24 protein-coding genes, 1 pseudogene and 1 riboswitch are annotated in these 24,000 nt (G+C 34.1%); of the genes and pseudogenes, 20 read left to right on the top strand and 5 right to left on the bottom strand.

The window, feature by feature from the left end:
- Window positions 1–53 precede the first annotated feature (53 nt).
- From AB9L17_RS15525 to AB9L17_RS15455, 15 genes are all read left to right on the top strand, one after another.
- Complete coding sequence (locus AB9L17_RS15525; protein WP_375199389.1) at window positions 54–503, top strand: SUKH-3 domain-containing protein; 450 nt, start codon at window positions 54–56, stop codon at window positions 501–503.
- A gap of 36 nt (window positions 504–539) precedes the next feature.
- Window positions 540–971, top strand: a complete 432-nt coding sequence (locus tag AB9L17_RS15520) for a hypothetical protein (RefSeq protein WP_375199388.1) — start codon at window positions 540–542, stop codon at window positions 969–971.
- A 1-nt stretch (window position 972) separates the two neighbouring features.
- On the top strand, window positions 973–1,269 hold the full coding sequence (locus tag AB9L17_RS15515; protein WP_375199387.1) for a hypothetical protein: 297 nt from the start codon (window positions 973–975) through the stop codon (window positions 1,267–1,269).
- A gap of 144 nt (window positions 1,270–1,413) precedes the next feature.
- Window positions 1,414–1,860, top strand: coding sequence for an SUKH-3 domain-containing protein (locus AB9L17_RS15510; protein ID WP_375199386.1), 447 nt, complete (start codon window positions 1,414–1,416; stop codon window positions 1,858–1,860).
- A gap of 222 nt (window positions 1,861–2,082) precedes the next feature.
- Window positions 2,083–2,793 (top strand): Imm3 family immunity protein, encoded by a 711-nt coding sequence (locus AB9L17_RS15505; protein ID WP_375200801.1) that lies wholly within the window; start codon window positions 2,083–2,085, stop codon window positions 2,791–2,793.
- Between the two features lie 121 nt (window positions 2,794–2,914).
- Window positions 2,915–3,304 carry an SMI1/KNR4 family protein gene (locus tag AB9L17_RS15500; protein ID WP_375199385.1) on the top strand — a complete coding sequence of 130 codons (390 nt, stop codon included), beginning with the start codon at window positions 2,915–2,917 and terminating at the stop codon, window positions 3,302–3,304.
- A 223-nt stretch (window positions 3,305–3,527) separates the two neighbouring features.
- Window positions 3,528–3,908 carry a hypothetical protein gene (locus tag AB9L17_RS15495; protein ID WP_375199384.1) on the top strand — a complete coding sequence of 127 codons (381 nt, stop codon included), beginning with the start codon at window positions 3,528–3,530 and terminating at the stop codon, window positions 3,906–3,908.
- Between the two features lie 37 nt (window positions 3,909–3,945).
- Window positions 3,946–4,515 carry a suppressor of fused domain protein gene (locus AB9L17_RS15490; RefSeq protein WP_375199383.1) on the top strand — a complete coding sequence of 190 codons (570 nt, stop codon included), beginning with the start codon at window positions 3,946–3,948 and terminating at the stop codon, window positions 4,513–4,515.
- A gap of 127 nt (window positions 4,516–4,642) precedes the next feature.
- Window positions 4,643–5,065: a hypothetical protein gene (locus AB9L17_RS15485; RefSeq protein ID WP_375199382.1), complete on the top strand. Its 423-nt coding sequence runs from the start codon at window positions 4,643–4,645 to the stop codon at window positions 5,063–5,065.
- Between the two features lie 241 nt (window positions 5,066–5,306).
- Window positions 5,307–5,855, top strand: coding sequence for an RNA 2'-phosphotransferase (locus AB9L17_RS15480; protein WP_375199381.1), 549 nt, complete (start codon window positions 5,307–5,309; stop codon window positions 5,853–5,855).
- Between the two features lie 55 nt (window positions 5,856–5,910).
- Window positions 5,911–6,564 carry an SMI1/KNR4 family protein gene (locus tag AB9L17_RS15475; protein WP_375199380.1) on the top strand — a complete coding sequence of 218 codons (654 nt, stop codon included), beginning with the start codon at window positions 5,911–5,913 and terminating at the stop codon, window positions 6,562–6,564.
- 328 nt (window positions 6,565–6,892) lie between these two features.
- Window positions 6,893–7,054, top strand: a complete 162-nt coding sequence (gene comX / locus AB9L17_RS15470; protein ID WP_068984800.1) for a competence pheromone ComX — start codon at window positions 6,893–6,895, stop codon at window positions 7,052–7,054.
- Window positions 7,042–9,375, top strand: coding sequence for an ATP-binding protein (locus AB9L17_RS15465; RefSeq protein ID WP_375199379.1), 2,334 nt, complete (start codon window positions 7,042–7,044; stop codon window positions 9,373–9,375). The genes comX and AB9L17_RS15465 overlap by 13 nt, the downstream gene beginning before the upstream one ends.
- Before the next feature lie 125 nt (window positions 9,376–9,500).
- Window positions 9,501–9,647, top strand: coding sequence for a hypothetical protein (locus tag AB9L17_RS15460; protein ID WP_375199378.1), 147 nt, complete (start codon window positions 9,501–9,503; stop codon window positions 9,645–9,647).
- 78 nt (window positions 9,648–9,725) lie between these two features.
- Window positions 9,726–10,418, top strand: a complete 693-nt coding sequence (locus AB9L17_RS15455; protein WP_375199377.1) for an endonuclease V — start codon at window positions 9,726–9,728, stop codon at window positions 10,416–10,418.
- 166 nt (window positions 10,419–10,584) lie between these two features.
- On the opposite strand, the gene AB9L17_RS15450 is transcribed toward AB9L17_RS15455, so the two are convergent.
- Genes AB9L17_RS15450 through AB9L17_RS15440 form a run of 3 tightly spaced genes read right to left on the bottom strand, consistent with a single transcriptional unit; the run spans window position 10,585 to window position 13,247 of the window.
- Window positions 10,585–11,883 (bottom strand): AAA family ATPase, encoded by a 1,299-nt coding sequence (locus tag AB9L17_RS15450; RefSeq protein WP_375199376.1) that lies wholly within the window; start codon window positions 11,881–11,883, stop codon window positions 10,585–10,587.
- Window positions 11,876–12,778 carry a tetratricopeptide repeat protein gene (locus tag AB9L17_RS15445; protein ID WP_375199375.1) on the bottom strand — a complete coding sequence of 301 codons (903 nt, stop codon included), beginning with the start codon at window positions 12,776–12,778 and terminating at the stop codon, window positions 11,876–11,878. The genes AB9L17_RS15450 and AB9L17_RS15445 overlap by 8 nt, the downstream gene beginning before the upstream one ends.
- Before the next feature lie 19 nt (window positions 12,779–12,797).
- A complete protein-coding gene (locus AB9L17_RS15440; RefSeq protein ID WP_375199374.1) occupies window positions 12,798–13,247 on the bottom strand; it encodes a hypothetical protein in 450 nt (149 codons plus the stop codon).
- A gap of 335 nt (window positions 13,248–13,582) precedes the next feature.
- Here AB9L17_RS15440 and AB9L17_RS15435 point away from each other — a divergent pair, with 335 nt between their 5' ends.
- Window positions 13,583–16,438, top strand: a complete 2,856-nt coding sequence (locus AB9L17_RS15435; protein ID WP_375199373.1) for a hypothetical protein — start codon at window positions 13,583–13,585, stop codon at window positions 16,436–16,438.
- A gap of 298 nt (window positions 16,439–16,736) precedes the next feature.
- Window positions 16,737–17,705, top strand: a complete 969-nt coding sequence (locus AB9L17_RS15430; protein WP_375199372.1) for a glutaminase — start codon at window positions 16,737–16,739, stop codon at window positions 17,703–17,705.
- Window positions 17,706–18,128: 423 nt separating this feature from the next.
- On the opposite strand, the gene AB9L17_RS15425 is transcribed toward AB9L17_RS15430, so the two are convergent.
- Both AB9L17_RS15425 and AB9L17_RS15420 read right to left on the bottom strand, forming a co-directional pair.
- Window positions 18,129–19,469 carry an amino acid permease gene (locus AB9L17_RS15425; protein ID WP_375199371.1) on the bottom strand — a complete coding sequence of 447 codons (1,341 nt, stop codon included), beginning with the start codon at window positions 19,467–19,469 and terminating at the stop codon, window positions 18,129–18,131.
- A gap of 161 nt (window positions 19,470–19,630) precedes the next feature.
- A riboswitch (glycine riboswitch) is annotated at window positions 19,631–19,707 on the bottom strand.
- Window positions 19,708–20,306: 599 nt separating this feature from the next.
- Window positions 20,307–20,693, bottom strand: coding sequence for a rhodanese-like domain-containing protein (locus tag AB9L17_RS15420; RefSeq protein ID WP_068984792.1), 387 nt, complete (start codon window positions 20,691–20,693; stop codon window positions 20,307–20,309).
- Between the two features lie 397 nt (window positions 20,694–21,090).
- Here AB9L17_RS15420 and AB9L17_RS15415 point away from each other — a divergent pair, with 397 nt between their 5' ends.
- The 3 genes and pseudogenes from AB9L17_RS15415 to AB9L17_RS15405 all read left to right on the top strand — a co-directional run bounded on the left by AB9L17_RS15415 (window position 21,091) and on the right by AB9L17_RS15405 (window position 23,893).
- On the top strand, window positions 21,091–21,921 hold the full coding sequence (locus AB9L17_RS15415; protein WP_068984791.1) for a lipoate--protein ligase family protein: 831 nt from the start codon (window positions 21,091–21,093) through the stop codon (window positions 21,919–21,921).
- Window positions 21,922–22,123: 202 nt separating this feature from the next.
- Window positions 22,124–22,918 (top strand): annotated as a pseudogene (locus tag AB9L17_RS15410) (ribonucleotide reductase N-terminal alpha domain-containing protein); the annotation flags it as partial.
- Between the two features lie 93 nt (window positions 22,919–23,011).
- On the top strand, window positions 23,012–23,893 hold the full coding sequence (locus AB9L17_RS15405) for an endonuclease domain-containing protein (protein ID WP_068984790.1): 882 nt from the start codon (window positions 23,012–23,014) through the stop codon (window positions 23,891–23,893).
- Window positions 23,894–24,000 lie beyond the last annotated feature (107 nt).

Raw genomic sequence — 24,000 nt, 5'->3', positions numbered from 1 at the left:
TAAAATCAAGACTAGAATTATACGAGATAAAAATAAATAAGGTGGATGTTTAATTGCATAATAACTTTTCTGAAACTATAACACAAATCTTAACCAATTCGGGATGGTTTCCTGAAAGAGTGGTTGATATTAAGAAAACAGTAGATTTTTTAGAGTCAAAAGGTTACCAACCATTTCACTGTGTTCTAAAAATGTTAAGTGAATTTGATGGATTAAAATGTAATTTCCAACGTCCTAATGGAGATAGAGATTCATTTCATATAATTACAGAAGAGGCTTATGGTGCTTACTTTGAAAAAGAGGATTTTGAAGAAATTGAAAGGAGATTAAATGAACCAATAATCGCAATTGGCAAAGCACGAAACGATTATATGATAATGTTTATGTCTAGGTCGGGAAAAGTATTTGGAGAAATGGGTTATTGCTTAGTGAAATTGGGTGATAACATCTTCGAAGCATTAGAACTATTATGCCAAGCACTTCCAGGAGAAGAAATAGAATAGCTCCTATGTAATTAATTTTAATAGAAAGGAGTTAATATGAAAAATCTAAAAAAAGTCGAACTCTCTCAATTAAGTGATATAAAAGTTGATTATTATTTTGGGGCTTCAGAAGAAATCGAAATATTAGTAATAAAGTATTCTGGTAAATACGCGTACGGATCTGTTGGAGATACTGATGCTATTTATATGAACGCTATGGGAAGGGCAGCAATGGAAGCATGGGATCCAGGTGCCGTTATTATTGATCTACAAGATTTACATTACGAGTGGGGAGATATGCTAGAATATGCTTTTAATATTAGTACAGATGACACATTACCATTAGCTGTTATTGTCGGATTGGGCTGTGAGGAAGCAGTTAGAACATTATTATTAGGAGTTGATAGTAAAGAATCAATCGATAAAATTGGATGGATATTTAAAGATCTCGAGACGGCTTGGAACTATATTCGTAAAGGAAGTGAGTAGAGTGATTGATAACAATTCACCAATTGTTCCTTGGGAAGGACTTGGAGGGGTTAAGCTTTATAGTCATATAAGCCAGTTCTACGATTTAATTGCTAATATGGATGAGAAGTCAAGGTTGTTTACAACGTTTTTTATAAGATATGAAATTAAAGAATCTGTAGACTTGTGGTTCAATTTGATGAATGGGAAGCTCTTTAAGATTACGGCATTGAAAGATTACAAAGGGTTATTATCTAACAAGATACATATTGGGATGAATATTGATGAGGTACTCCAAGTTGAGCCGAGTTTTGAATAGGATGATTTTGAATAAGTCTACGTTAGTTCAAAGGGTATATATATCGAAACTGATCCAGTTGAGCATACAGTATTGTGGATATCGGTATTTGTTAAAGAAATAGATAATGATGATTTTGAGAGAGGGTATTGGTAACGAGTGCTTATGGAGAAATTGTCGGTAAAAACGAGAGATATACTACTACAGGCAGGCTGGGATCCAAATAATAAGATGGACGTAACAAAAACCGTAATGTTTTTGGAAGCGATGGGATATCAAGTGTATGATTGTGTGAGTGATGTATTAACCGTTTTTGGTGGGATGACATATAAATTTAAGCACCCTGACGGAAGTATAGAAACATTTCATTTTTGTCCTGAAGAAACAGTAGGGGATTATTATGAAAAAGAAGACTTTGAGGAATTTGAGGCGCGGATAAATGAGCCTCTTATTGTAGTTGGTGAAGCATATCGTGGTTATTTAATTATGTTGATCGCTCAATCGGGTAGGGTATTTGGCAAAAATGCAAGTGCATTATATAAATTCGGCGACAACATTTTTGAAGCATTAGATACTCTTTGTTTATTTAAAATACCGGAAGAAATCAATTAAAATAGGTGTTGGTAATAGAAGAGAACATAGGCTTATGAAATATTGTTGAAGTTTAAGTACTTGATTTTAGGCATCAAGTGCTTTTTTGTATTAATAGATTGAAGGATTAAAAGATTACGGTGAAACAGACTATGTATCATTTATTTACTGGAAAAAACTTATTTGGAAGTTATAATCTAATTATTGCCTGGCTTTGTAAAGTGGGAGGAGGAGTTAGATTTGGTGTTTAGTTACGAAGAATATAAAAATTATATATACGAAGATTATGATGAATTAGTAGAAGAAGAAAAAATGAGTAGACGAGAGGCAATAGCAAGAACTTTTTATGAATATGATATGTTGGCGAAAGAAAGTGAAACAGATAAAGCCATGGTTTTTGTAGTATTTTCAGAAATAATAATTACTCATCTAAAAGTTCTTTTTACTTTTAAGAATTATATTGAACAAGCAGTACAGGAATTGGATTTTACAGTAATTAAACAAGAAAATAAATTAACGTTGGAACAATTTAATGAATTGTTTTCTAGACAAAAACGTGTTTTACAAGAGCTGAAAAAAATGCCGCTAGATTATTATTCAAGTGTTTGTTGGTATTATGATGAATTAATAGATGAAGTCCATAAATTTATAAACAATTTTGAGTTAGAAAATAAAAATGTAGATTCGTTAGTTCCTACTGTATTACAACGATTTGATAGAGATTGTAGGAATACACAAAGTGAAAAATTCATTGTTTATACTACACTTGCTGAAAACTTATTGAATCAGGAATTATTAGGAGTGAAAGGTTTTCAAGATGTTAAATATGAGCTGCAAGTGTTCAGCATAAAGGATGTTAGTGATGAACAATTAACAAAAGATGAACAAGAAAAATTAGCAGTTCGAATTAGCAAAGTGTTACTAAAAATTAAGGAGTATGAGCAATATCACTAACTGAAGTCCTCTTTTCTAAAGGATATGGGATATATTCTTATCCAACTACTGGTGACTTCTATGAACTATTCATTGTCTGATTGTATAGATTTTGTGTCCTAATAAAGGAGAATGAATGACCATGAAATACTTGAATGAATTAGTTACACAATTTCAAAAAGACAATATACCGATGCACCCTTGTACAACGCAAGAAATTCATGAAGTTAAGAAATTCATAGGTAATCATTATTTACCGATTGCTTACATTGAATTTCTGGAAACAATGGGGAGAGGCACTGAGAACACTTTTTTTCGTGGAGAATCCTGTTATATTGATGAATTGTTAGAATTGAATACTTGGGGAGCAGAACTGTTAGAAGAAAATAATGTAGCTTTAAAGCTTACTGAAAATGAATTTGTTTTTTGGATGTGTCAGGGCTGTATGTTTTGCTTTTTTAAAATGAATGAGGGAGAGAACCCACCAGTTTACGTATTTTCTGAATCAAATAAGAAAAAAGAATATATTTAAAAGATAGGGATATTTTCCGTGAAAAAAATTGAAATAACAGTGATAGTCGATATATTTCATAATAAAACTGAAGTTTTGAAGGCTGAAGGAACAGAATTGTCTGGTATTTCGTTTCCACCATGTATTTAAACCTGGGGCTAATCGGGAATGCGGTCTTTATTTCAGATGAAAGTGCTATAAGGAAACTTTAATCATAAACAATGGCCGAAGGAGTATTAATAGAATGACAAAAGAGTGGTATGAAGATACAGAAATACCTAAAAAGATTCCTAATTTCAATACAACGAGTGTTCATTATATTACAGGTTTCCATTATTTTATAGGATACAATTCATATTATGATGAAGTTTCCTATTTAGAAGTAGATTTTTTAGTAGAAGTGGATAGAAGAAAGTATATGTTGAAGATGAAATTTAATAATATTTCTTGCCTCGATTTATTAGGATTTGGAAATAGATACAATCAATTGATGGGCTTTACAATAAATAATTTAAGTAATAGTGGTTTTGAATCAAGTAATAAATATTTAGTAGAAGATTATGAAAACGGGATTATTAAATTTTACTGTGCTAGTTTTGAAGTGCTGTCTTTAGTTGAAATTTAAGTAGAAATAATATAGAAGGAACTCGAGGAGAAATTAGATGATTAACTATGGAGCACTTTACTTCGATCATTACACTAAATTTTTAGGGGAGCCAATCGATCGAGAGGTGTATAAATATAGTGAAGAAATGCCTAGTATCCAAATTTTGAAGTATGACAATGTTTTTGAAGAATGCTTGGTTTATACCACACTTGGTTTGAGTAAATATACAGAAATAATGGGCGATTATATTGAGATTTCCATGGTAGTTGATGGAGCATTTAATAGCCCAGGCTACATTCTCGCAAATACGTTATTTTACTGTATCCATAATCAAATGCATATTGGGAGAGGCTTAGCGATAAGTGGTGTAGAGAATATTGATGCTGCTTTTGTTCAAAAATATAATAAAAGCGCTGTCTATTTTACTGAGTTATATGCTTTTCCGGAAGAATATAGTATTACCTGTACAGACTCTAACGAAAAGGATGGAAAATTACTGTTAGCATTTTTCATTTCACAGTCAGAATATGATTATTTTGCAACATATGGGGCAGAGAAATTTGAGGATTTGTTAGAAGAAGAGAACGTTGATCCATTTAACGTTAGCAGATCATCAGTGGTTTGAAGGCTGCCCGCTTAATAGAGTGATAGACTTAAATATTATGTAATTAATCATGAATTAGACATGGGTAAAAATTAAAAACTACTTTCTTTCATTTTAGTTTTGGATTGGAGGAGTAGGAAATTGATATATGAAACTAAAAGAAGTTGAAAATTTACCAGATATATTAGCAACAGATACGATAGCATTAATTTTTCAAAAAACTTTAATTCAATTTGAAAAAAGTAAGATTGAAAAGGGTGAGTTTTTACTTATCCTTAGTCAATTAACTGATAGACAAGTTATGACATACGAATTATTAGAAAATAATACAAGAGATAAATTGGATTTAATGATTTCTAAAATATGGAATACAGATTCTTATGAAGATGTTGATATCATGCTTTCCATAGTTGTAAATCTTGGACTAGTAAAAAGTTTTCAAAAAATAAAAGAATCTATAAACATGAATAAACGGATAGATCAAGTAATACTAGCTGAAATAATAGAGACAATCGAAGAAGTAGGAGATACTATTTCTAATCCATATTATAGTTTAGAAAAGTTTAAATAGATGTAAGGGGATTTTCGTGAAGCAACACATAATGCTAATATAAGTTTAGCATCGTTTGACAGAGCATTGCTAAAAGGAACCAAATTAACAGGGATTTGAGGACTGAGGGATGCCTTTATAGAAAGTATCAATGTCACATGAACATCCAATAATTCTAGTAGGCGAAGAGGTAAGACATTGGTTACAAAAGAATAGTTCCGGTATTGAAACGTCTTAAATTGACAAGGGAGAGGTAATAATTATGGCTTATGAAGAGTTAAGCAAGGAAGTTTCATATGCCCTGCGACACGCGCCATGGGAATATGAATTAGAAATAGATGATGAAGGATGGGTTTCTCTTGAACAATTAAGAGACGCTTTTTTAGCCACTCCGAAGTGGAGCAAATTAGAGGTTAATGATTTTATTGAAATGGTCAATATGGCTGAAAAGAAGCGTCATGAGATATATGGAAATAAAATCAGAGCGTTATATGGACATTCCAATAGTATTCATAAGATAGCAAAAGAAGAAAGAGTACCACCAAATGTATTGTATCATGGTACAGCTAAGAGATTTTTGGAGAAAATCAAGATAGAGGGACTACTTCCACAAGCACGACAGTATGTACATTTATCAGTCGATATGGAGACAGCAATTCTCGTTGGAAAAAGAAGAGATCATGACCCGCGAATATTGAAGATCAAAGCAAAAGAAGCCTACGACCAGGGTGTTAAATTTTACTATGGAAACGATAATGTTTGGCTAGTGGATTCGATTGATGCTAAGTATATTGAAAATAGTAATCAATAAATTAATTTTTGGGATGATAATAGGTTCGTTTGGTACATACACAGGATGGTGAAAAATGTTTGAATTAAAAAATATTACAGACTTAACTAAATATGAACCTGCAAGCGAAAAAGAAATACTTGCCATTGAAGACATGATGAATCTTAAGCTACCCGCTGAATATAGAACTTTCCTCAAATACACTAATGGTCTCTCTACTACGGGTGGTGTGTTGATTTACGGGACAGAAGAAATAATAGAGAGAAACGAAACTTGGGAAGTGAATGAATATGCAAAGGGCTATGTTGCAATCGGTGATGATGGAGGCGGTACTGTCTTTTTAATGGGACTCGATATAGCAGGGAGTACGGTTTTCGCAGTGGGTTGCGGAGATATGAATCCACAAAATGCATCTATCATTGCCGTAGATTTTAGCAGTTGGATTAATAGTGGTTGTTTAAGTAAGTCAGAGGAAGAAGAGTTAGGTGAACCTATTGTTACTTGTAATATTGTGTTAACAGCTTCACCAAATGGGGGATTAAAAGATTTAGTTGAAATAAAAAATGTTCTGCACATAAAGATCGCTGCTTTTGATTTACTAAAGTGTTCTAAAAATCTTCCTTGTGAACTTGTTAAGGACTATCCTTACGATCAGGCTATAAAGCTTATTGAATCATTGGGGGCCATTGGACAAACACTAAAAGTAGTTCCTTTAAGTAAAAAAGAGTAAAACATTATATATTACATTGGCTTATTCCAACCAAAAGGGTGAGAAGGAATAAGCTTTTTATTTTGTAATGATGGCGTAAATGGAGATTTGCAATAATAATCTGACAATTTAAAATCGAAAAATATCTATTGAGCAAAAATACTACATTATCTAATATTTTTTAGTATTTTATAGAAAAAATTGTTGAATGTATAAAATAAGGTTGTATAATGAAGTTGTAGTAACGCATTTGGTTATTTATTCCTTGGGAAATAATTGGTAAAAAACTTTAGGAAAAATGTGGCTACAGCAAACGCAAGAAAATAACTAATGAAATGAGGAGATTTTAATGATGAACATGATTCAATTTTTAGAACAAAATCCGTCGTTGGTAACATTGTTAAAAGAAAAAAAGGCTTCTCTAGTTGGTGTTTCAGAGCTTGAACAAAAGGCAATAATAGAATCTTTCGATGAAAATTTATGCATGAAAAGTCGAATTTGGCAAAGTTAAAAAATTTTAAGTATTACTGGCTTGCTATAAGTGTCTATCTTTTATTAGGGTTATATTTGCTCTATGTCACTTATAGCGCGCCTTTTTTAAGTATTGAAATAGATGATGAAAATGGACAATGGCTTATTATCGATCCTTATTATAAAGAGTGGGCAAATAAACAAGACATAGAAGCTGGAGATATTGTTTTAGAAGTAGATCATACTCAAATTAATGATTTACCTAGTATTATGTACGACTCGGTTATACTATCTGCTAAGGTTTTAACGATTCTAAAAGCTGATGGAAGAACGATTGAAATACAAATAAATCACTTAGACATTCCACAACAATTATATTATTTGTTAATAGTCCCTGCTTGTTACTATTTCCTAACTCTAATTATCTCGATTTATTTATATTACAAACAAAAAAAAGATGTGCTATTGAACTTGCTTAATATGTTTATACTCACTGTTTCATTGGCATATGTTAGCATCGGAGCATCTAGCAAATTAAATAACATCGGAATAATTGTTAATAGTGGTAGCTTGCTATTATGTTTAGTGTTTTTAATACACTTTTTAAGAAATTATTTTAGTTTTTTAGAAATAAAGTGGGCTTTATTTAAAAAAATTCAAGTGTTTTATACAATACCATTGATTGCGGTCATTCTAAGTATTTTTAGTATTATTTATCCATTTGCAAGACCAATAATCTCTAATACAATTTTATGGTTATTTTTTGTATTGCTTATTTTAATTATTGGTACATTAATAATTTGTTATTTCAAATACAAAACACCGCAATTAAAAGTATTATTATCAAGTATTGTTATTCCTTTTCTACCATTTCTTTTTCTTTATGCGTTGCCTTTTATATTCTTTCATAAAGAAATAGTTTCAGCAGATGTATGCTCCTTATTCTTAATGCTTATACCTTATAGTTTTCTATTTACACAGCTTACTGAACGTATATTTGATATGGAATATTTTATTACGCGTTTGCGCCATTATTTTAATTTTTCATTTGCTTTTACGATTTGGCTATTAATGGGCCTTTATTCGATTACTGATTTATCTATTTCAAAAATGACGGAAATATTCTTTTTTGCCTTCTTATCATTAATAGCACTTTTCTATATTAAAGAGAAAGTAGATTATCGAAAGCGAAAAATTCTTTTTTCAACAAAAGGAGATTATATCCATCGCTTGTATAAGACAGTTGAAAGTATCGGAAGGGTCGTAAAAATTGAGGACTTACTTGAGAAATTTGTTCAGGAAGTTGCTTTACATCTTGAGATGAATAATGTTTACGTATTAACCTATGATTTACAAACACACCAAGTTATTTCAACTGGCAAATCAAAAGAACATACACAAAATCAAATTGACGAAGACTTACTTGAGAAACTCCGCTTGGGAGATATCAAGAAAACGGATCATTTTTATATTGCCTTTATCCACCAAGATGTTAATTATAAAAGAATACTAGTTGTAGACCATCATAAATCCATTTATCTAAAGGATGAGGAATTATTATGGCTTGAATTACTACTTCTATATTTAAATAATTTTATAGAAAATACAAAAATGGTCGAGGAGCTTCTCGAACAGTTAAAGCATATGAAGGAAGCTGATAAAAGTCAGCTGCCTTGGCTAAATAAGTTACTTTGGTTACGATTTGAAGAAGAAAAATATCAGTTAGCTCAAGAACTTCATGATACGATTTTACAAGAGCAACTCCATATTGCTAGAGAAATGGATGTATGTATACATGCAAACAAAAAGGCGGATATTCAATCGAACCTTACTAAGATTCATAATCATATGATTACATCGGTGAATGATTTAAGAGGCTACTGTGAAAATTTGAAGCCACCTTTACTAGATACATTGGGATTAAATGCTGCGCTTGAGAAGCTTATTCAAAAAATACATAGGCGTGCGGATTTTGTTTTAATTTACACAATCGATCGTCTTTACTTAGAGGATGAGCGTTTAAACTTGATGATTTATCGGCTATTCCAAGAGTTATTGAACAATGCCTTGAAGCATTCTTATGCCAATACTGTTGAAATTCACCTATTAGAAACAGAAAATGGTTTTGAAATCAATTATTCTGATGATGGTGTAGGATGTAAAAAGGATGATATCATTCTAGCTGATTCAATGGGGATAAGGGGTATGCAGGAGCGGGTACAGGCCTTTAATGGTCAGTTTTCTATTAACACCAATGTAGGAGAAGGCATGTCCATTCGAATTAAAGTAGATGAAGGAAATCATACCCATTACTTTGACCATGACACCTATAATAGAAGGCCAATTCATAGTAGAGGCTAATAGATAAATAATTTCACACCTCCTAACCTTTCGTATTGTGTAGATTTCACAGTACTAATATGGATTAGGAGGTTTTGCTTTGAGTTGCACCATTCATTTGTTAAAACGTATGCCATGTATATAAGTTGATTGAAGTGGAGGCTGGACGCCCCCAGGAAGCTCTGCTCTGCGCGAAAGCGAAGCGTCAGCGGCAAATGTTTTATCTGTGCGAAAGCGAAGCGACAGCAACAAAGCGCCCAGCCGGAACGGAAATCAACCACACGTTATGGTGATGAGCCAATCTTTATGATAAATGCCATTATTTTCGTATAGTAATAGTATATTTATATAAAGAGGAGATGATCATCTTCATGGAAATAGAAAAAATGATCCTAAACTATACATCTCAACAAAATGAATTAAGAAAGCGTATATCTCTACAAAACAATTTTTCTGAAGATCAAATTAAACTTGTTGCAGGAGTGGATATTGCCTATTGGGGTGAAAATAATAAAGAATATGGAGTTTGTTGCATTCAAGTTTTTGATTTTTGTTCAAAAAAATTAGTGGAACAAGTTGATTACATGGATGAAATTACAACTCCTTATATTTCCGGGTTTTTAGCTTTTCGTGAATTGCCTCTTATTTTAGAAGCTGTTAAAAAGTTGAAAACGAATCCAAACCTTTATATGTTTGATGGAAATGGTTATTTACATAAGCGCAATATGGGCGTTGCAACACATGCTTCATTCTACTTAGAAAAACCGACAATTGGTGTAGCGAAAACGTATTATAAAATTGAAAATACGGATTTTATCATGCCGGAAAATAGAACAGGAGCGTTTACTGATATTGTCATTGAAGGGGAAGTATATGGTCGTGCTCTGAGGAGTAGAAGGGATGTTAAACCAATTTTTGTTTCATGTGGAAACGAAATTGATTTAGATACAGCAACTAAAATCACGATGCATTTTATTGAAAAGGATAGCCGATTACCAATCCCTACAAGATATGCGGACTTGGCAACTCATCAGGCAAGGAAATTGCATCAAGATGATGTGTGAAAAAATGTCAGTATATTGTAGAGTGGAGGTTACAAATGAATACGCAAGCTAAAGGACAGGTGTGGAAGATCAAGTCTGGCATCAGTATTTAGATACCCATAAAATCTAAATTAACATACATGTAAAAGAGGCATCCCAAATTGAGATGCCTCTTTGATTTTATTTATTATATGCGTTTAGCGTGGGCCCGCAGATATTTTTCAACATCATTATATAATCCTGATTGGTTTGAGTACTTTACGTAGTTTTTAGCGGTCCGTAACCAATCTAATGTAGAGGGTTGTAACTCTTCTAAAGTGTGTAATAAATCATTAGTCGTAATTGGACGTTCATTACCAGTTGTTAAAATTTCTGCAAGTACATTTTCAATAGCTAATTCAATCACATTTTCGATGTCTGCACCTGAGAAAAATTCAGTTTGAGCGGCAAGTGTTGCTACATCGATTTCTTCAGCATATCTTCCCGCTAGCTTCAATTTAAAAATTTGCTCTCTAGCTTTTATATCTGGTGGAGCGACAAAGATGAGGCGATCGAACCGACCAGGACGTTTTAAGGCATTATCAACATCCCATGGGGTATTCGTAGCTGCCATGACAAGTACTTCATCTGTACTTGTATCGATTCCTTCCATCTCTGTAAGAAATGTATTGATTAAGCTTCTAGAACGCTCTGAAGACTGTGAACGGCTATAACCAAGTGTGTCTACTTCATCAAAGAACATAATGCTTGGTCTTTGAAAGCGTGCTTTATCAAAAAAGCTTTTTAAATTTAGTTCACTTTCTCCAGTATATGCTCTTAATATATCTGTAATATGAATAGGGTAGAAATTTGCCTTGCATTCACCAGCAGTTGCCTTGGCGATAAATGTTTTTCCGCATCCAGGCGGACCATAGAGGAGAACGCCACCGCCTACTTTTTTTCGAAATTTAGCAAACAAACCCTTGTTGTAAAACGGGCTAATTATACGAAGATTAATCGTCTTTTTTAAGTCATCAAGGCCAGCAACATCCGCAAAAGTGATTTGTTCCTTACCTTTTTTTACGGTTTTTTGAGGGACTTCACCGTTAATAATTTTTAACTTAGGTCCAAGATTTATTTGTCTGTTGTCTTGATCCGACTCGGTTTCGTCACTTTCGACTTCTCTTTCAAGCAATTCTTCTGCAGAAGCGGCAATGGCTTCCTCAGTCTCAATCATCTCATCATTATCATGACCTTCATGTTCAACAACTAGTGAATGGAAATCTATTGAAGTTGTTTGTTGAATTTGAACACTCGCTTTTGTTAATTCATTTATGATTTCCATACGCAATGTATCATCTGTACAGAGAGAAATGCCTGTAGAATATGCTTGCACGGCTTCTAGCCAACGCCCATTATCTGCAAGTTCTTTTCCAAGCCAGTAGTGTGCTTGAGGATCGGCTGGGCTTTGTTCTACCATTTGTTGTAACCATTTTACTTTATCCATATCGATGGCCCCTTATTTTTCTTAGTCCTTTTACTAATGGAACTGAAATCCATGTGTATAGTGCAAGTACTACATAGCATTGTAAAAATACCATTGCAATATTGTCGACTCCTATTGCAAGTAATAAGAAAGTCATCCCAATACCAACTAACCAAATAATAGAGGGACCTCCTAAACGCTCGATAAAACGGTTAGGTGCTAACAGCGGATGGGCTGTAATTTCCATTTCTTCTAATATAGAGAGCAATGTTTGATCTTCAGGATTTAAAAGAAAGGCTTGTCTGTAATATTCTTTCGCTTCTTTTTCATTATTTCGGAATGAGGCATTTATGCCAAGGTGCAATAATTTAGCCATTTCACTATCTGCTGAATTCATATATTGTTCTAATGCAAGGATTTGTTGCTCTTTATTTCCATGCACGCCTTCTAAAATAAAGTTCATACGTAACACATATGAATTTTCTGGATCTAATTCTAATGCTTTATTTATTAATAACTTTGCTTTTTTACGATGGCCTGTCTTTTTCATTAAAACAGCATAGGCAGCATGTGTTTCGGCATCATTTGGATTTAAGCGAAGTGCTTCAAGAAAAGCTTCCTCTGCTTCTTGCCATCGCTCGGTTTGCATGTAAAGATGGCCGAGAAAATAAAATATGATATCCTCATCATAGCCTAATCTCATTGCTTCGTGAAACTGTTCTTCTGCCTCGTCAAATTCGTTTATTGCATAATTACTGTATCCTAACATATACCAAAGCCTGCTGTTTTCAAAATGGTCAGGTAGTTCCTCATTGATAAGTTCGATTACTTGGGTATATTTTCCTATATCGAAATAATGCTCTATGACTTCAAAAGATGGTTCTTCATATTCATCATATTCTTCGTATTCACTCATATTCTATTTATCTCCTTTCCTAAAGTGCTAGTATGAACAAAGTAGTAACAGCCTCAATTAAGCCCGAGATCATACAAACGATAAACCCTGGCCTCCATAATGATTCTGCTTCACCATCAACTGCTAAATGCTCTTTATAGGGTTCGTTTAGAAATGTAAAGAAGATGAAAAAACAAGCCGCCCCAAATAATCGTCCAATAAATTTTATATATTTCTCTTCAATTGGTAGTATTTGTTGTCCGATTGCATAAACGATTGCCAGTTTCGCAATAATGAGTACAATACTAATGATCGTTAGTAGCTGTATGTATTTTTTCTCAATTTTTAGCCATTTTGCGTTTTGGATACCTAATGCTACAATGGCAAAAATACCACCAAACATAGCAACAAAAAATAAATTACTAACTTCGTAACTTCTAGTCCTGTCTACATCATGGCTTGTTAAGCTAGGTTTATAAAGATTTTCCATATTACCATCGACCTCCTAATAACAGTTGTATTATACATATATTTATTAATACTGGAAACCGTTTGTTGAGTGGAGTTAAGAAGGTGTTATTTCTTCCTGTATTTCCTGTTGTAATGAAAAGCACTTAGACCTATTTTTTTATATCATATAGTTAAATGGATTATATATTTTGAAGAACGTAACCGCAAATATAATAGTGGAGATATCAAATAAGTAATATTTATATTGAAAAAGATAAGTATTATCTACCTTTTTGGATAGATTGCTAAATTATAGGGAAATTTTTAGATTCAGACCGATATAAAATTTAGAAGGTATAAAGGAGGACAAACGTCTTGAATAAAAAGTTTTTATTATCAGTTGCAGCAATACCTGCAGTCATTGTTGCACCAGCAGTAGTAGGGGCAGAAGAAACATCAACTATTAAAATAAACGCAGATGCGAAGGTCAATGACATAATCACAGCGGATGTGAAAAATTTACCGTCTAATACATATGTAAACAGTTATCAATGGTACTATATTGAAGCGGATGGTTCTGAAAAACTGATTCCTGGTGCTACAGGCATATCCTTTAAAGTTCCTGCTGAAGCAGAAAAGAAAACAATTATCGTAAAAGCGATCACTTCAAGTGATACTTATAAAAGTAATACATGTACGATAAAGCCATTGCAATTAAGCATTGAAGAACCAGTTTTTGAAGGTTACTCATCAACTAACTTTGTGACACCAGGTGATACTGTTAAAGTGGTAGGCGCCAATGTAATTGATGCAAACGGTACGAAATTAGAAAGTAACCAAATTACATACAGCTATCAATGGTTTTATAAAGTAGGAGAAGTCTTTTCCATTATTAATGGGGCAACAGGAGCAACATTTACGATCCCTACGGATGCCTTAGACAAGGAACCGAAAGATATTGTTGTGAAAGTAACTGCGAAAGTAGGTTCACATACACTTGAATCGGATCCCTCAAAAGTACTTACAGTATCTAAACAGCCGACAGAGACATTAACGAAGAATATTAAAGATTTACTGAAGGATGGCAACAAATATAATATGACAACAACCTTTGGAGAATTTCAGGCACTTGCGAAAGACTTAGATAAAAAATATCAAGCTCTATCATCTACTGCTAAAGCGAATGTTACTAATTATGAAGTATTGAAAAGAGCACTTGCAGATATTGCAGCTGTCGATGCATTAAAAGAAAAATTGAATAAAATGGGCAATGTTGATAAAAAGGATTTACCTCAGTTTTTGAAAAATCTTGAAGCGGACTATAATAAGCTGGACTATTTACAGCGCAGTTTAGATGTTAATGATGAAATATACAATGCGATAAAAATGGCATTGCATAACCCATCCAAAATTGACGAGCTTACGGAAGTACGAGAGATTAATAAACAAATTTCTGCATTAATATCCTACGAAAATTCTTATATCAAGTATGTTCCTTCTAGCTTAGAGTCTTTACAAGCGGCAGTGAACCAAATTGAAACGCGTATATCAAAACTGTCAAAAGATTACCAAGCAATCGTACAAAACCAAACAATATTAAAAGAAGCGAAGCAAGATATAAAGAAAATTGAGCAGTACTTAAAATCATTTGATAAATTGTCGCCGAATGATACACCGAGCAAGCAAGTGACTACTGCAAAATCGATCCGCTCTACTTACGAAAAGTTAACTTACAAGCAAATGCTATTAGTTCCAAATACGTATAAAGAAAAATTGCAGAATGCGGAAAATGCAGAACAAATTCAAATTATGAAATTAAACGCATTAATTCAATCGTATGTTGGGGACAAGCAGTATCCAATTAATCCAACAAGAGAGACATGGAAAGAGAACGTAGATAATGTCAATAAAATAATCAGTGATTATAAAAACTTAACAAAGACTTCAGCGGCCCAAATTAAAGACTATGATCGTATTTTAACATTGCAAAAAGATCTTAAGACGGCTGAAAAAGTTATTAAGGATATGGATGCCTATCTAAAACTTAAGAAAACACCGGGGGTCTCAGAGAGTAAGTTAAAATCAAGCTATAGCAGTACACTAAAAGCCTATAATAAGCTAACAAGTTTACAGCAATCACTTGTGTATAATGCAAAAGAATTTTTAAATAATTCACCAGATGTGACTGTTGGTAACGGTGGTAAGGAACCACAAGATAAAGCAGCAGCCCTAGCTTTAAAAACAAAAATCGATTCTTTTGCAAACATCACCAACTATTCTCTGCAACAATTAGAAACAGAAGTAGCGAATGCTACAGCGGAATATAAAAAATTATCATCCGATGCCCGTAAATATGTGACGAATTACGACCTACTAACAGCAGCAAGTAAAGATATTTCAGGCGCCAAATCGTTCCTTAAAAAAGTACAGGATGCTAAAGAAGAAACAGATGTTACGAAGCAGGTTAAGAAAATTCAATCAGTGCAAACAGCTTATGCAAAGTTACCTGCAAACCAACAGCATTTAGCTAAAGATGAGTATGAAAAATTACTTAAACTATTAGATGGCAATGTTCCAGACGTATCAAAATTAGAGAGTGAAATCGCTGCAATGATAAACAATGATATGTACACAGTGTCTATAGAAAAAATTAAAGAGCTATTCACTCAATATAATAAGTTAAGCTCTAGTGATAAAAAACGTGTTACCAATGCTTCTATCTTAACTACGGCTGTCTCTGATGTGAAAAAAGTAGAGTCATTCATGAAGCAGTATGACAAATCATTCGAAAAAAATCCAGCAACTGTTATTAAAGCATTTTCAAAATTGACGTCAAAACAGACGAGTTTAATAAATGAAAGTGTTCGGAAAAAAATTGTTGAAGCAGAAGCAAAACAACAAGCTGCAAACGAATCTGCTTTAAATTTGGTGGAAATGATCAATGGGCTTGAGAAAAATGGAGAATATATTGCCAATTTAGATACTGAAGTTACGAAAATTCGTATATCGTATGACAAGCTTAGTTCTACTGAGAAAAAATTAGTGAAAAATTACTCGAAGCTAACGCAGGCAGAAAGTGATTTGAAAAAAGTTACGGAAGTATATGAGTTATATAAAACTTACGAAGCGGCAACAGAAGAAAAGAAGCCAGCTGCATATAAAACGTGGCAAACTGCTTATGGCAAGCTTTCGAAAAAGCTTGAACTTCTTTATAAACAAATGCAGCCATAATATTTTAATTAGTACTAGCCCCGAATAACGAATTTATTTGGGGTTTTTCTGTAGCGAAAAAGTCTCTTGATAAATTTATTTTTTTCATTTGTGTAGAATATCAAATCTTCGCTATACTATTTACAGTTAATCGTTAATTCCAGAAGGTATGATGCCATCAAAGTTTTAAAAAATTATATCGGATAGAGTCTTCATAGTGTAAACTAGGGAGGCTCTGTTTTTGCCTAGCATTAAATTTTTTTAGTGAAGTGTACGGAAGAGCAATGAAGATGTATTTTTTTGGAAGGAGAACACAAAATTGCCGACAAATCATATCAACAATCATCATGAACTTGTATCAGAATGGGTCAAAAAGTTTCGTCCTTATGCGAAAGAGGGACAATGCGCAAGCTATATTCCTGCTTTATCAGAAAAAGATCCAAATCAATTAGCTATTTCGATTATCGGACCAAATCGTGACGAAATCAAAGCAGGAGAGACAGCTGAACTGTTTACCCTGCAAAGTGTTTCAAAAGTTGTGACATTTATTTTAGCGTGTATGGAACGGGGATTACCCTATGTTTTAGAGCGAGTAGATGTTGAACCTACAGGTGATACCTTCAATTCAATCATTCGTCTTGAAAGCCATCAACCTGGAAAACCTTTTAACCCAATGATTAATGCAGGAGCGATTACAGTATCCTCTATGCTTGACGGAAATTCACCACAAGAGAAGGTTACAAAAATCCTACATTTTTTAGAACAAATCGTTGGCAAAAAAATAAGGGTAAATGAAGAGGTTTTTCAATCTGAATGGCAAACAGCTAATCGTAATCGATCATTAGCATACTATTTAATGGATTCTGGCTTTTTAGATTGCCCTGTAGAGGAGGCATTGGAGGTTTATTTGAAACAATGTGCTATTGAAGTCAATGTTTCGGATTTAGCGATGATTGGTTTAGTAATCGCCAATGATGGCTATCATCCTCTATTAAAAACGCAACTCTTTCCAAAGCAAGTGGCTAAATTAGCGAAGGCATTAATGGTTACATGCGGTATGTATAATGCTTCTGGTAAATTTGCTGCATTTATCGGGTTACCCGCTAAAAGTGGTGTCTCTGGTGCAATTTTGGTGGCTGTACCAAGTCATGCAGGCTTAGATTCACCTTTTCCTGCTGGCTGCGGTATTGGCATTTACGGACCAGCAATTGATACCATTGGGAATAGTGTAGCAGGAGTGAATTTACTAAAGCATATCGCGACCGAGTGGAATATGACGATTTTTTAAACAATGAAAAAAAGATGACTTCTGTGCTGAGGTCATCTTTTTTGTTCATAAGTATATATGGTAATTAGTTTCGTTTACGGGAATCCTTTTCATTGTAAGATCTTTAGTTGTTAATTCTCTTAACCCGTTCTCTCTCGCCTTGTTAAAGCAAATCCGTTCTATTATTATATTGTCTGGATTTTTCTCGTAGACAATACTAAACCACAATAATATTAAAATCAGAATAATGGTAAACAATAGCGTAATAGAAATAACGATCTTATTTTTAATAAAAACCCTCTTTTTTTTAACTCCCTTTTATTCATACTATCGTTAATTTGTTAGGGATTATTACTTTGAGAAAAATAGAAAAATCCTGAATAGATTCACTTTCTTTGAAGGGTCACTATTCAGGACAGTTATTTTTAATGCCTCTTAACGTAGTTATTTCTTTCTTTTCACTTTGTAAATCATCATTAGTATGATAAACCAAATTGGTGTTAACAGTAATGCCGTACGTGTTTCCTCTGAAATGAACATAATAACTAATAGAAATGCGAAGAAGGCAAGTACTAAATAGTTCACGAATGGAGTAAATGGTGCCTTGAAAATTGATGCCTCATGAAGTGCACGATTTTTCCGTTTATAAATGATATGAGAAATTAAAATAATACTCCACACCCAAATGAAGCAAATAGCACTGATCGTTGTAACAACACTAAAGGCGCTTTCAGGCATTAGTTTACTTAGTAATGCTCCTGCAGATACAACAATTGCGGAAACAACAAGTGCGTTACTTGGTACACTGTTTTTATTAAGCTTGGCGAACGATGGTGAAGCTTGCTTATTGTTCCCAAGATTATAAAGCATGCGGCTTGTAGAGAATAAACCACTATTACCTGCTGAAGCAGCGGATGTTAGAACAACAAAATTAATAATCCCTGCAGCAATAGGGATACCAGCTAGTGTAAATACTTGTACAAATGGACTGCTTGCGGCAGACATTTCATACCAAGGATTAATGCATAAAATAACAAATAATGCACCTACATAGAATAATAAAATACGAAATGGAATTTTGTTAATGGCAGAAGGAATATTTTTTCTAGGGTCGTTCGTTTCAGCAGCAGAAACACCTACTAATTCGACACCTACAAAAGCGAAAACAACCATTTGGAAGGCCATTAGGAAGCCGTATAGGCCATTCGGGAACATCCCGCCATGTGCCCAAAGATTTTCAACTGCAACTGTGCCAGAACTTGTTTGAAAGCCTGTAAATAACATGATTAGTCCAATAACGATCAGCGCAACAATTGTGATGACCTTGATAAGGGCAAACCAAAATTCTAGCTCACCAAATAGTTTTACAGTTAATAAGTTTAAAAATAATAACAGTACTAAACAGCCAATCGCTGGTACCCATTGAGGTATATCAAACCAATATTGTGCATAAACACCGACAGCAATAATATCTGCCATAGCGGTCATGACCCAGCAGAACCAGTAAGTCCAGCCAGTGACGTAGCCTGCCCAAGGACCTATGTATTCTGATGCAAAATCAGTAAATGATGTATAGCCTGCGTTCGATAATAATAATTCACCTAATGCACGCATAACAAAAAATAGGGCAGTTCCGACGATTAAATAGGCTAAGATGATGGAAGGTCCTGCTAAAGCAATGGCTTTGCCTGAACCTAAAAATAAACCAGTGCCTATTGTTCCGCCAATAGCAATGAGCTGCACATGGCGATTTTTTAAATCACGTTTTAATTGATGTTGTTCCACGTTAATCCCCCTCAAAGATGCATAAAAATTTTGACTGGAAAATAAAAAGAGACTAGTATTGACACTAGTCTCGTAAACGTCAGAATAACAAATACCAATTGAGAATGCTGGATATGAAAAAATAAACATTCATGTGGTATAGCTTTCATGATGAAAGTAGATATTACTCCTCTGTCCTTTTGCCTGAGATAGTGAACCCTTCGGCGACGCAAAATGCGTTCTCTCCAGAACTGCTCCTGCTATAGTGTGATCCATAGCATTCATAGCTTGTATTGTGTTGTCTTGATGACATTATTTTAAGATACTATACATCCTATCAGTGCTTACATAATTATTCAAGGGGGAATTTCAGCTATTTTCAGAAAAAAAGAAGATTATGGTCCGTCTAGCGAAATACTTTACGAAAAATAGTATTTTTAGGCATATGTTAATAGGTGGATGATGTTGAATATTTGCTATAAAGTAAAGCTGCCATGATAATGTAAGGTTGATTTTTCTTCCGGCCAGCCGCTTTCCTCAGTTTGTCCGATCGCCTATCCACAACAAAGAATCTCCAATGACAACGAGCAGAACATTGCCTCGCGTTGCTTTTCCTTATTTCGTCCAATGCATGATTAGGTGCTTAGTGAACATGAAGTAACTTGTTAGACGTTAAACAATAAGTATAATATAGTAGAAACTCAGAATTTTTTGCAAAAAAAGAAACCATCTCATAGTCATTTGAGATGGTTCTTTCGGTGTGAAACAAAGCGATATAGGTAAATATATATAAATTTACTTAGTTTCAAAGAGTGAATTATTTATATAAGTCGCTATTGTCTTATCTATTTTGTTTCATTACTGTTTTTTGGACTTTATTTTACCTGTCCAAGTACGGAAGCCACCTTGAAGTTGGTAAATTTGGTTGTAGCCACGTTTTTTAAGAAACAGTGCAGCTCGAGAGCTACGGCCTGTATTTTGGCAGTATAAATATACTGGTAAATCTGGGCGGATTTCTTTGTAACGTTGACGTAGTGTAGTTGAAGGAACATTACGTGCACCAAGAATGTGACCAGCTTCAAATTCTTTTTGCTCACGTACATCGATCAGTTGAGCTTTACGATAACCTTCAATAAATTGTTCTTGTGTTAGGTTTGTTACGGCTTTTTTTAGTCGCATAGAATTAATGACGATATATGCAATTACGACTACTAACATTATACCGATTGTGATAAGTATGTCCAAAATTTTCTTACCCCTTTCTATCTTCTTTATTATTATAAAAGATGCGCTAGCGATAGTCCAATGAGTTTGATAAAATTAATTACATTGTGGCTAGAATTAATCTATTGAATGTTATGAGTGAAAGGCCACAGAATCATTCCACCCCATTCTTGGATTAGGGTGGGGGATTACTTCAATAAAGAATAGAACTAAACGCAGAGTGTCAAAATTTTGAGAAGCACTATTTTGGGCTATCATTAATAGTTGGATGACATTGTTAAAACGTATGCCATATATAAGTTGATTGGAGTGAAGGCGGGGCGACTCCAGGAAAGCACCCTGCCGGAACGGAGATCAACCCGACTTATTTTGTACACGTTCGCGAAGGTTTAATTTAATACTTGTAGGAGATGAATATATGACAACTTGGTATTTTCTAAATTCAGGGAAATGTAGTCCTTCTTTTAATATGGCATTAGACGAAGCATTACTTGATTGGCACAGTGAAGGTTTAATTCCGCCGGTTATTCGTTTTTATGAGTGGGAGCCAGCAACTCTTTCGATTGGCTATTTTCAGCAGGCGAAAAGAGATATCAATTTAGAAGCGGTGCGTGAACAAGGACTAGGCTTTGTTCGTCGTCCAACAGGCGGTAGAGCTGTTTTACATGAGCATGAGTTGACATATAGCGTCATTGTTTCAGAAAGCTATCCAGATATGCCTGAGTCAGTGACAGAGGCATATCGAGTGTTAAGTGAAGGGATATTGCAAGGTTTTCATAATTTAGGTATGGATGCTTATTTTAGTGTGCCTAATACAGAGGAACAAAGAGCTGACTTAAAGAAACCTAAAAGTGCAGTTTGCTTTGATGCGCCAAGCTGGTATGAGCTTGTCGTAGAAGGTAAAAAAGTAGCTGGTAGTGCACAAACTCGTCAAAAAGGTGTTATTTTACAGCACGGAGCTATTTTACTTGATTTAGATCAAGAAAAATTATTGTCTGTCTTCAATTTTTCAAGTGAAGAGGCGAGAGCACGTATGCGTAGAAAGATGCCAGAGAAAGCGGTTGCTATCAATAACCTTGTGAAAGAACCAGTGACTATTGAACAATGTGTGACAGCTTTTAGAGATGGTTTTGCAAAATCGTTGCAAATTGATTTAAAACCATTTACACTTTCTGAGGAGCAATTAGAATATGTGCATGCACTTGAAGAAAAAAAATATGCATGTGATGATTGGAACTTCAAAAAATAAAAAATGGTATAAGAAAAATATTTTTTTATCGTTCAAACCTTGTGAGGACGAGCATTTCGGATGCTACTCGAAATTGCAAGAGTTGAATTAAAAAACTATATATAGTATCTTTTTTAAAGATTAATACACAATATGTAGTGTTTAGCGACACATGATATTGTGTATTTATATTTGTAAGGCAGAAAATAAGGGAGGCAAAACGATGGTACTCACAAATCATCAACCCGAAGTAAACAAATTTAAACAGTTAAACAAAGATATTGAACAATTTCCACAGGTGCATCCTGTAACGCCTGATATGCACATTACGCATAAAGGTGTATCAAGACTTGTAATGATCGATCGCTACTCGTTTAAGGATACGGAGAAGAAAACGTTAAAAGCCGGTGATTTCGTCGTCTTAACAGTGAAGGCAGATCCAAAATTCCCTGCACGTGGTTTAGGGACAATCCAAAAGCTTGATATGTCTACAAAAACAGCAGATATTTTGATTGAGGAAGATTATCGTAGTGCTTTAGATGATCCGAAAGAGCAAGAAACGGGTGTGATTACGCGTTCAATTGACGTGCTAGAAAAGCCTCTTGAAATTTTTTATGAACAAATCGCAAAACGAAATGCAACAGGGCTTGCTTCTGTTGAAAAAACACAAGAGAAACGCCAAGAATGGTTTGAGAAGTTTTATGAGCAGTTAGTATCATTAAAATTCATTCCAGCTGGACGAGTTATATACGGAGCGGGTTCTGAAACAGATGTAACCTTCTTCAACTGTTACGTAATGCCATTTGTAGCAGATTCACGTGAAGGAATCAGTGATCACCGTAAGCAAGTAATGGAAATTATGAGCCGCGGCGGTGGTGTAGGGACAAATGGTTCAACATTGCGTCCGCGTAACACTTTAGCACGTGGTGTAAATGGTAAATCATCTGGTTCTGTGTCATGGTTAGATGATATTGCGAAGCTGACTCATCTTGTCGAACAAGGTGGAAGCCGCAGAGGTCAACATAATCTAGGTGCTTCTGCGTAAACAAACCTCGTGAATTGCTGGGAACTCTTTAACAGAAATATTGTCACTTTAATCGAGGTGGGAAATATGGATGTTTATGATGCGAAACAGCCACAAACTTGTTTAATATGTGGTTTTACAATAAATCATAATAAGCAAGGGTGGTTTACGACTCATTTAAAAAATGAGCATAACTTAACATTAGATAATTATTTAATATCTTATTTTTACCCAATAGAAATGGTGACCTGCCAATATATTTTATGTAATAAAAAGGTTAAATTGAGGCGAGGTATTCCCAATCAATTTTGTAGTAGAAGCTGTCGCGGAAAAGGTGAGCCTTTAACTTGTGTAATTTGTGGAAAACTATTCGATGAAAAACATCGGCAGACTAAAACTTGTAGTAAAGAGTGTGCGAGTAGACTTCGATCACAAAATACAGGAAAGTGGCACAATGAAATGCCAGATGAACAAAAAAAGGTTCATTTTGAAAATATCATTTCGAAAACAGCAAAAACTAGAAAAATAAATGGAACTCCTTCGTGGAATAGTGGTAAGACAGGGGTTTATAGTAAAGAAACAATCGAAAAAATTCGACAAGCTGCATTAAAACAATTAGAGAGAGAAACATTTAGAAAAACTAGTATTGAAAGAGCTTTAGAGCATTTCTTAGTTGAACAATCAATCCCCTACAAATATTCCTTCATCTTTGAAGGAGCACAATTTGATTTTTTACTATTAGGGACAAAAATTCTAATTGAATGTGATGGCGATTTTTGGCATGGGAATCCAAAATTTTATTCCTCTTTTTATGAAGTCCAAAAGAGGATAAAAGCCAGGGATGTTGAAAAAAATCAAATTGCAGCAGCTCACGGTTACACCTTACTCCGTTTCTGGGAAGATGAGATAAAAAATGATTTTGAAAATGTTAAACAACGCATTATAAATGCACTGCTAGCTACAACGTAACTGGAAATGGTAAGCGTGAATGCTTGAAAATAGCAGTGGGATAAAGACAATCAGCAGCCAAGCCTCTTTCAGAGAGGAAGGTTCAACGACCATCGAAAGCACGCTAA

Origin of the sequence: Lysinibacillus sp. RS11 (assembly GCF_042019215.1) — a bacterium.
In the GTDB taxonomy this organism is placed as follows: domain Bacteria; phylum Bacillota; class Bacilli; order Bacillales_A; family Planococcaceae; genus Lysinibacillus; species Lysinibacillus xylanilyticus_A.
This window is presented reverse-complemented; position numbering and strand designations above follow the sequence as displayed.

What these genes read in the sequence shown, in the direction of transcription:
- AB9L17_RS15475 (WP_375199380.1), top strand. Translation starts at nt 5,911, where the DNA reads ATGTTTGAATTAAAAAATATTACAGACTTAACTAAATATGAACCTGCA.
- AB9L17_RS15445 (WP_375199375.1), bottom strand. Translation starts at nt 12,778, where the DNA reads ATGAGTGAATACGAAGAATATGATGAATATGAAGAACCATCTTTTGAA.
- AB9L17_RS15495 (WP_375199384.1), top strand. Translation starts at nt 3,528, where the DNA reads ATGACAAAAGAGTGGTATGAAGATACAGAAATACCTAAAAAGATTCCT.
- AB9L17_RS15480 (WP_375199381.1), top strand. Translation starts at nt 5,307, where the DNA reads ATGGCTTATGAAGAGTTAAGCAAGGAAGTTTCATATGCCCTGCGACAC.
- AB9L17_RS15520 (WP_375199388.1), top strand. Translation starts at nt 540, where the DNA reads ATGAAAAATCTAAAAAAAGTCGAACTCTCTCAATTAAGTGATATAAAA.
- comX (WP_068984800.1), top strand. Translation starts at nt 6,893, where the DNA reads ATGATGAACATGATTCAATTTTTAGAACAAAATCCGTCGTTGGTAACA.
- AB9L17_RS15405 (WP_068984790.1), top strand. Translation starts at nt 23,012, where the DNA reads ATGGATGTTTATGATGCGAAACAGCCACAAACTTGTTTAATATGTGGT.
- AB9L17_RS15455 (WP_375199377.1), top strand. Translation starts at nt 9,726, where the DNA reads ATGGAAATAGAAAAAATGATCCTAAACTATACATCTCAACAAAATGAA.
- AB9L17_RS15415 (WP_068984791.1), top strand. Translation starts at nt 21,091, where the DNA reads ATGACAACTTGGTATTTTCTAAATTCAGGGAAATGTAGTCCTTCTTTT.
- AB9L17_RS15500 (WP_375199385.1), top strand. Translation starts at nt 2,915, where the DNA reads ATGAAATACTTGAATGAATTAGTTACACAATTTCAAAAAGACAATATA.
- AB9L17_RS15510 (WP_375199386.1), top strand. Translation starts at nt 1,414, where the DNA reads ATGGAGAAATTGTCGGTAAAAACGAGAGATATACTACTACAGGCAGGC.
- AB9L17_RS15485 (WP_375199382.1), top strand. Translation starts at nt 4,643, where the DNA reads ATGAAACTAAAAGAAGTTGAAAATTTACCAGATATATTAGCAACAGAT.
- AB9L17_RS15450 (WP_375199376.1), bottom strand. Translation starts at nt 11,883, where the DNA reads ATGGATAAAGTAAAATGGTTACAACAAATGGTAGAACAAAGCCCAGCC.
- AB9L17_RS15490 (WP_375199383.1), top strand. Translation starts at nt 3,946, where the DNA reads ATGATTAACTATGGAGCACTTTACTTCGATCATTACACTAAATTTTTA.
- AB9L17_RS15440 (WP_375199374.1), bottom strand. Translation starts at nt 13,247, where the DNA reads ATGGAAAATCTTTATAAACCTAGCTTAACAAGCCATGATGTAGACAGG.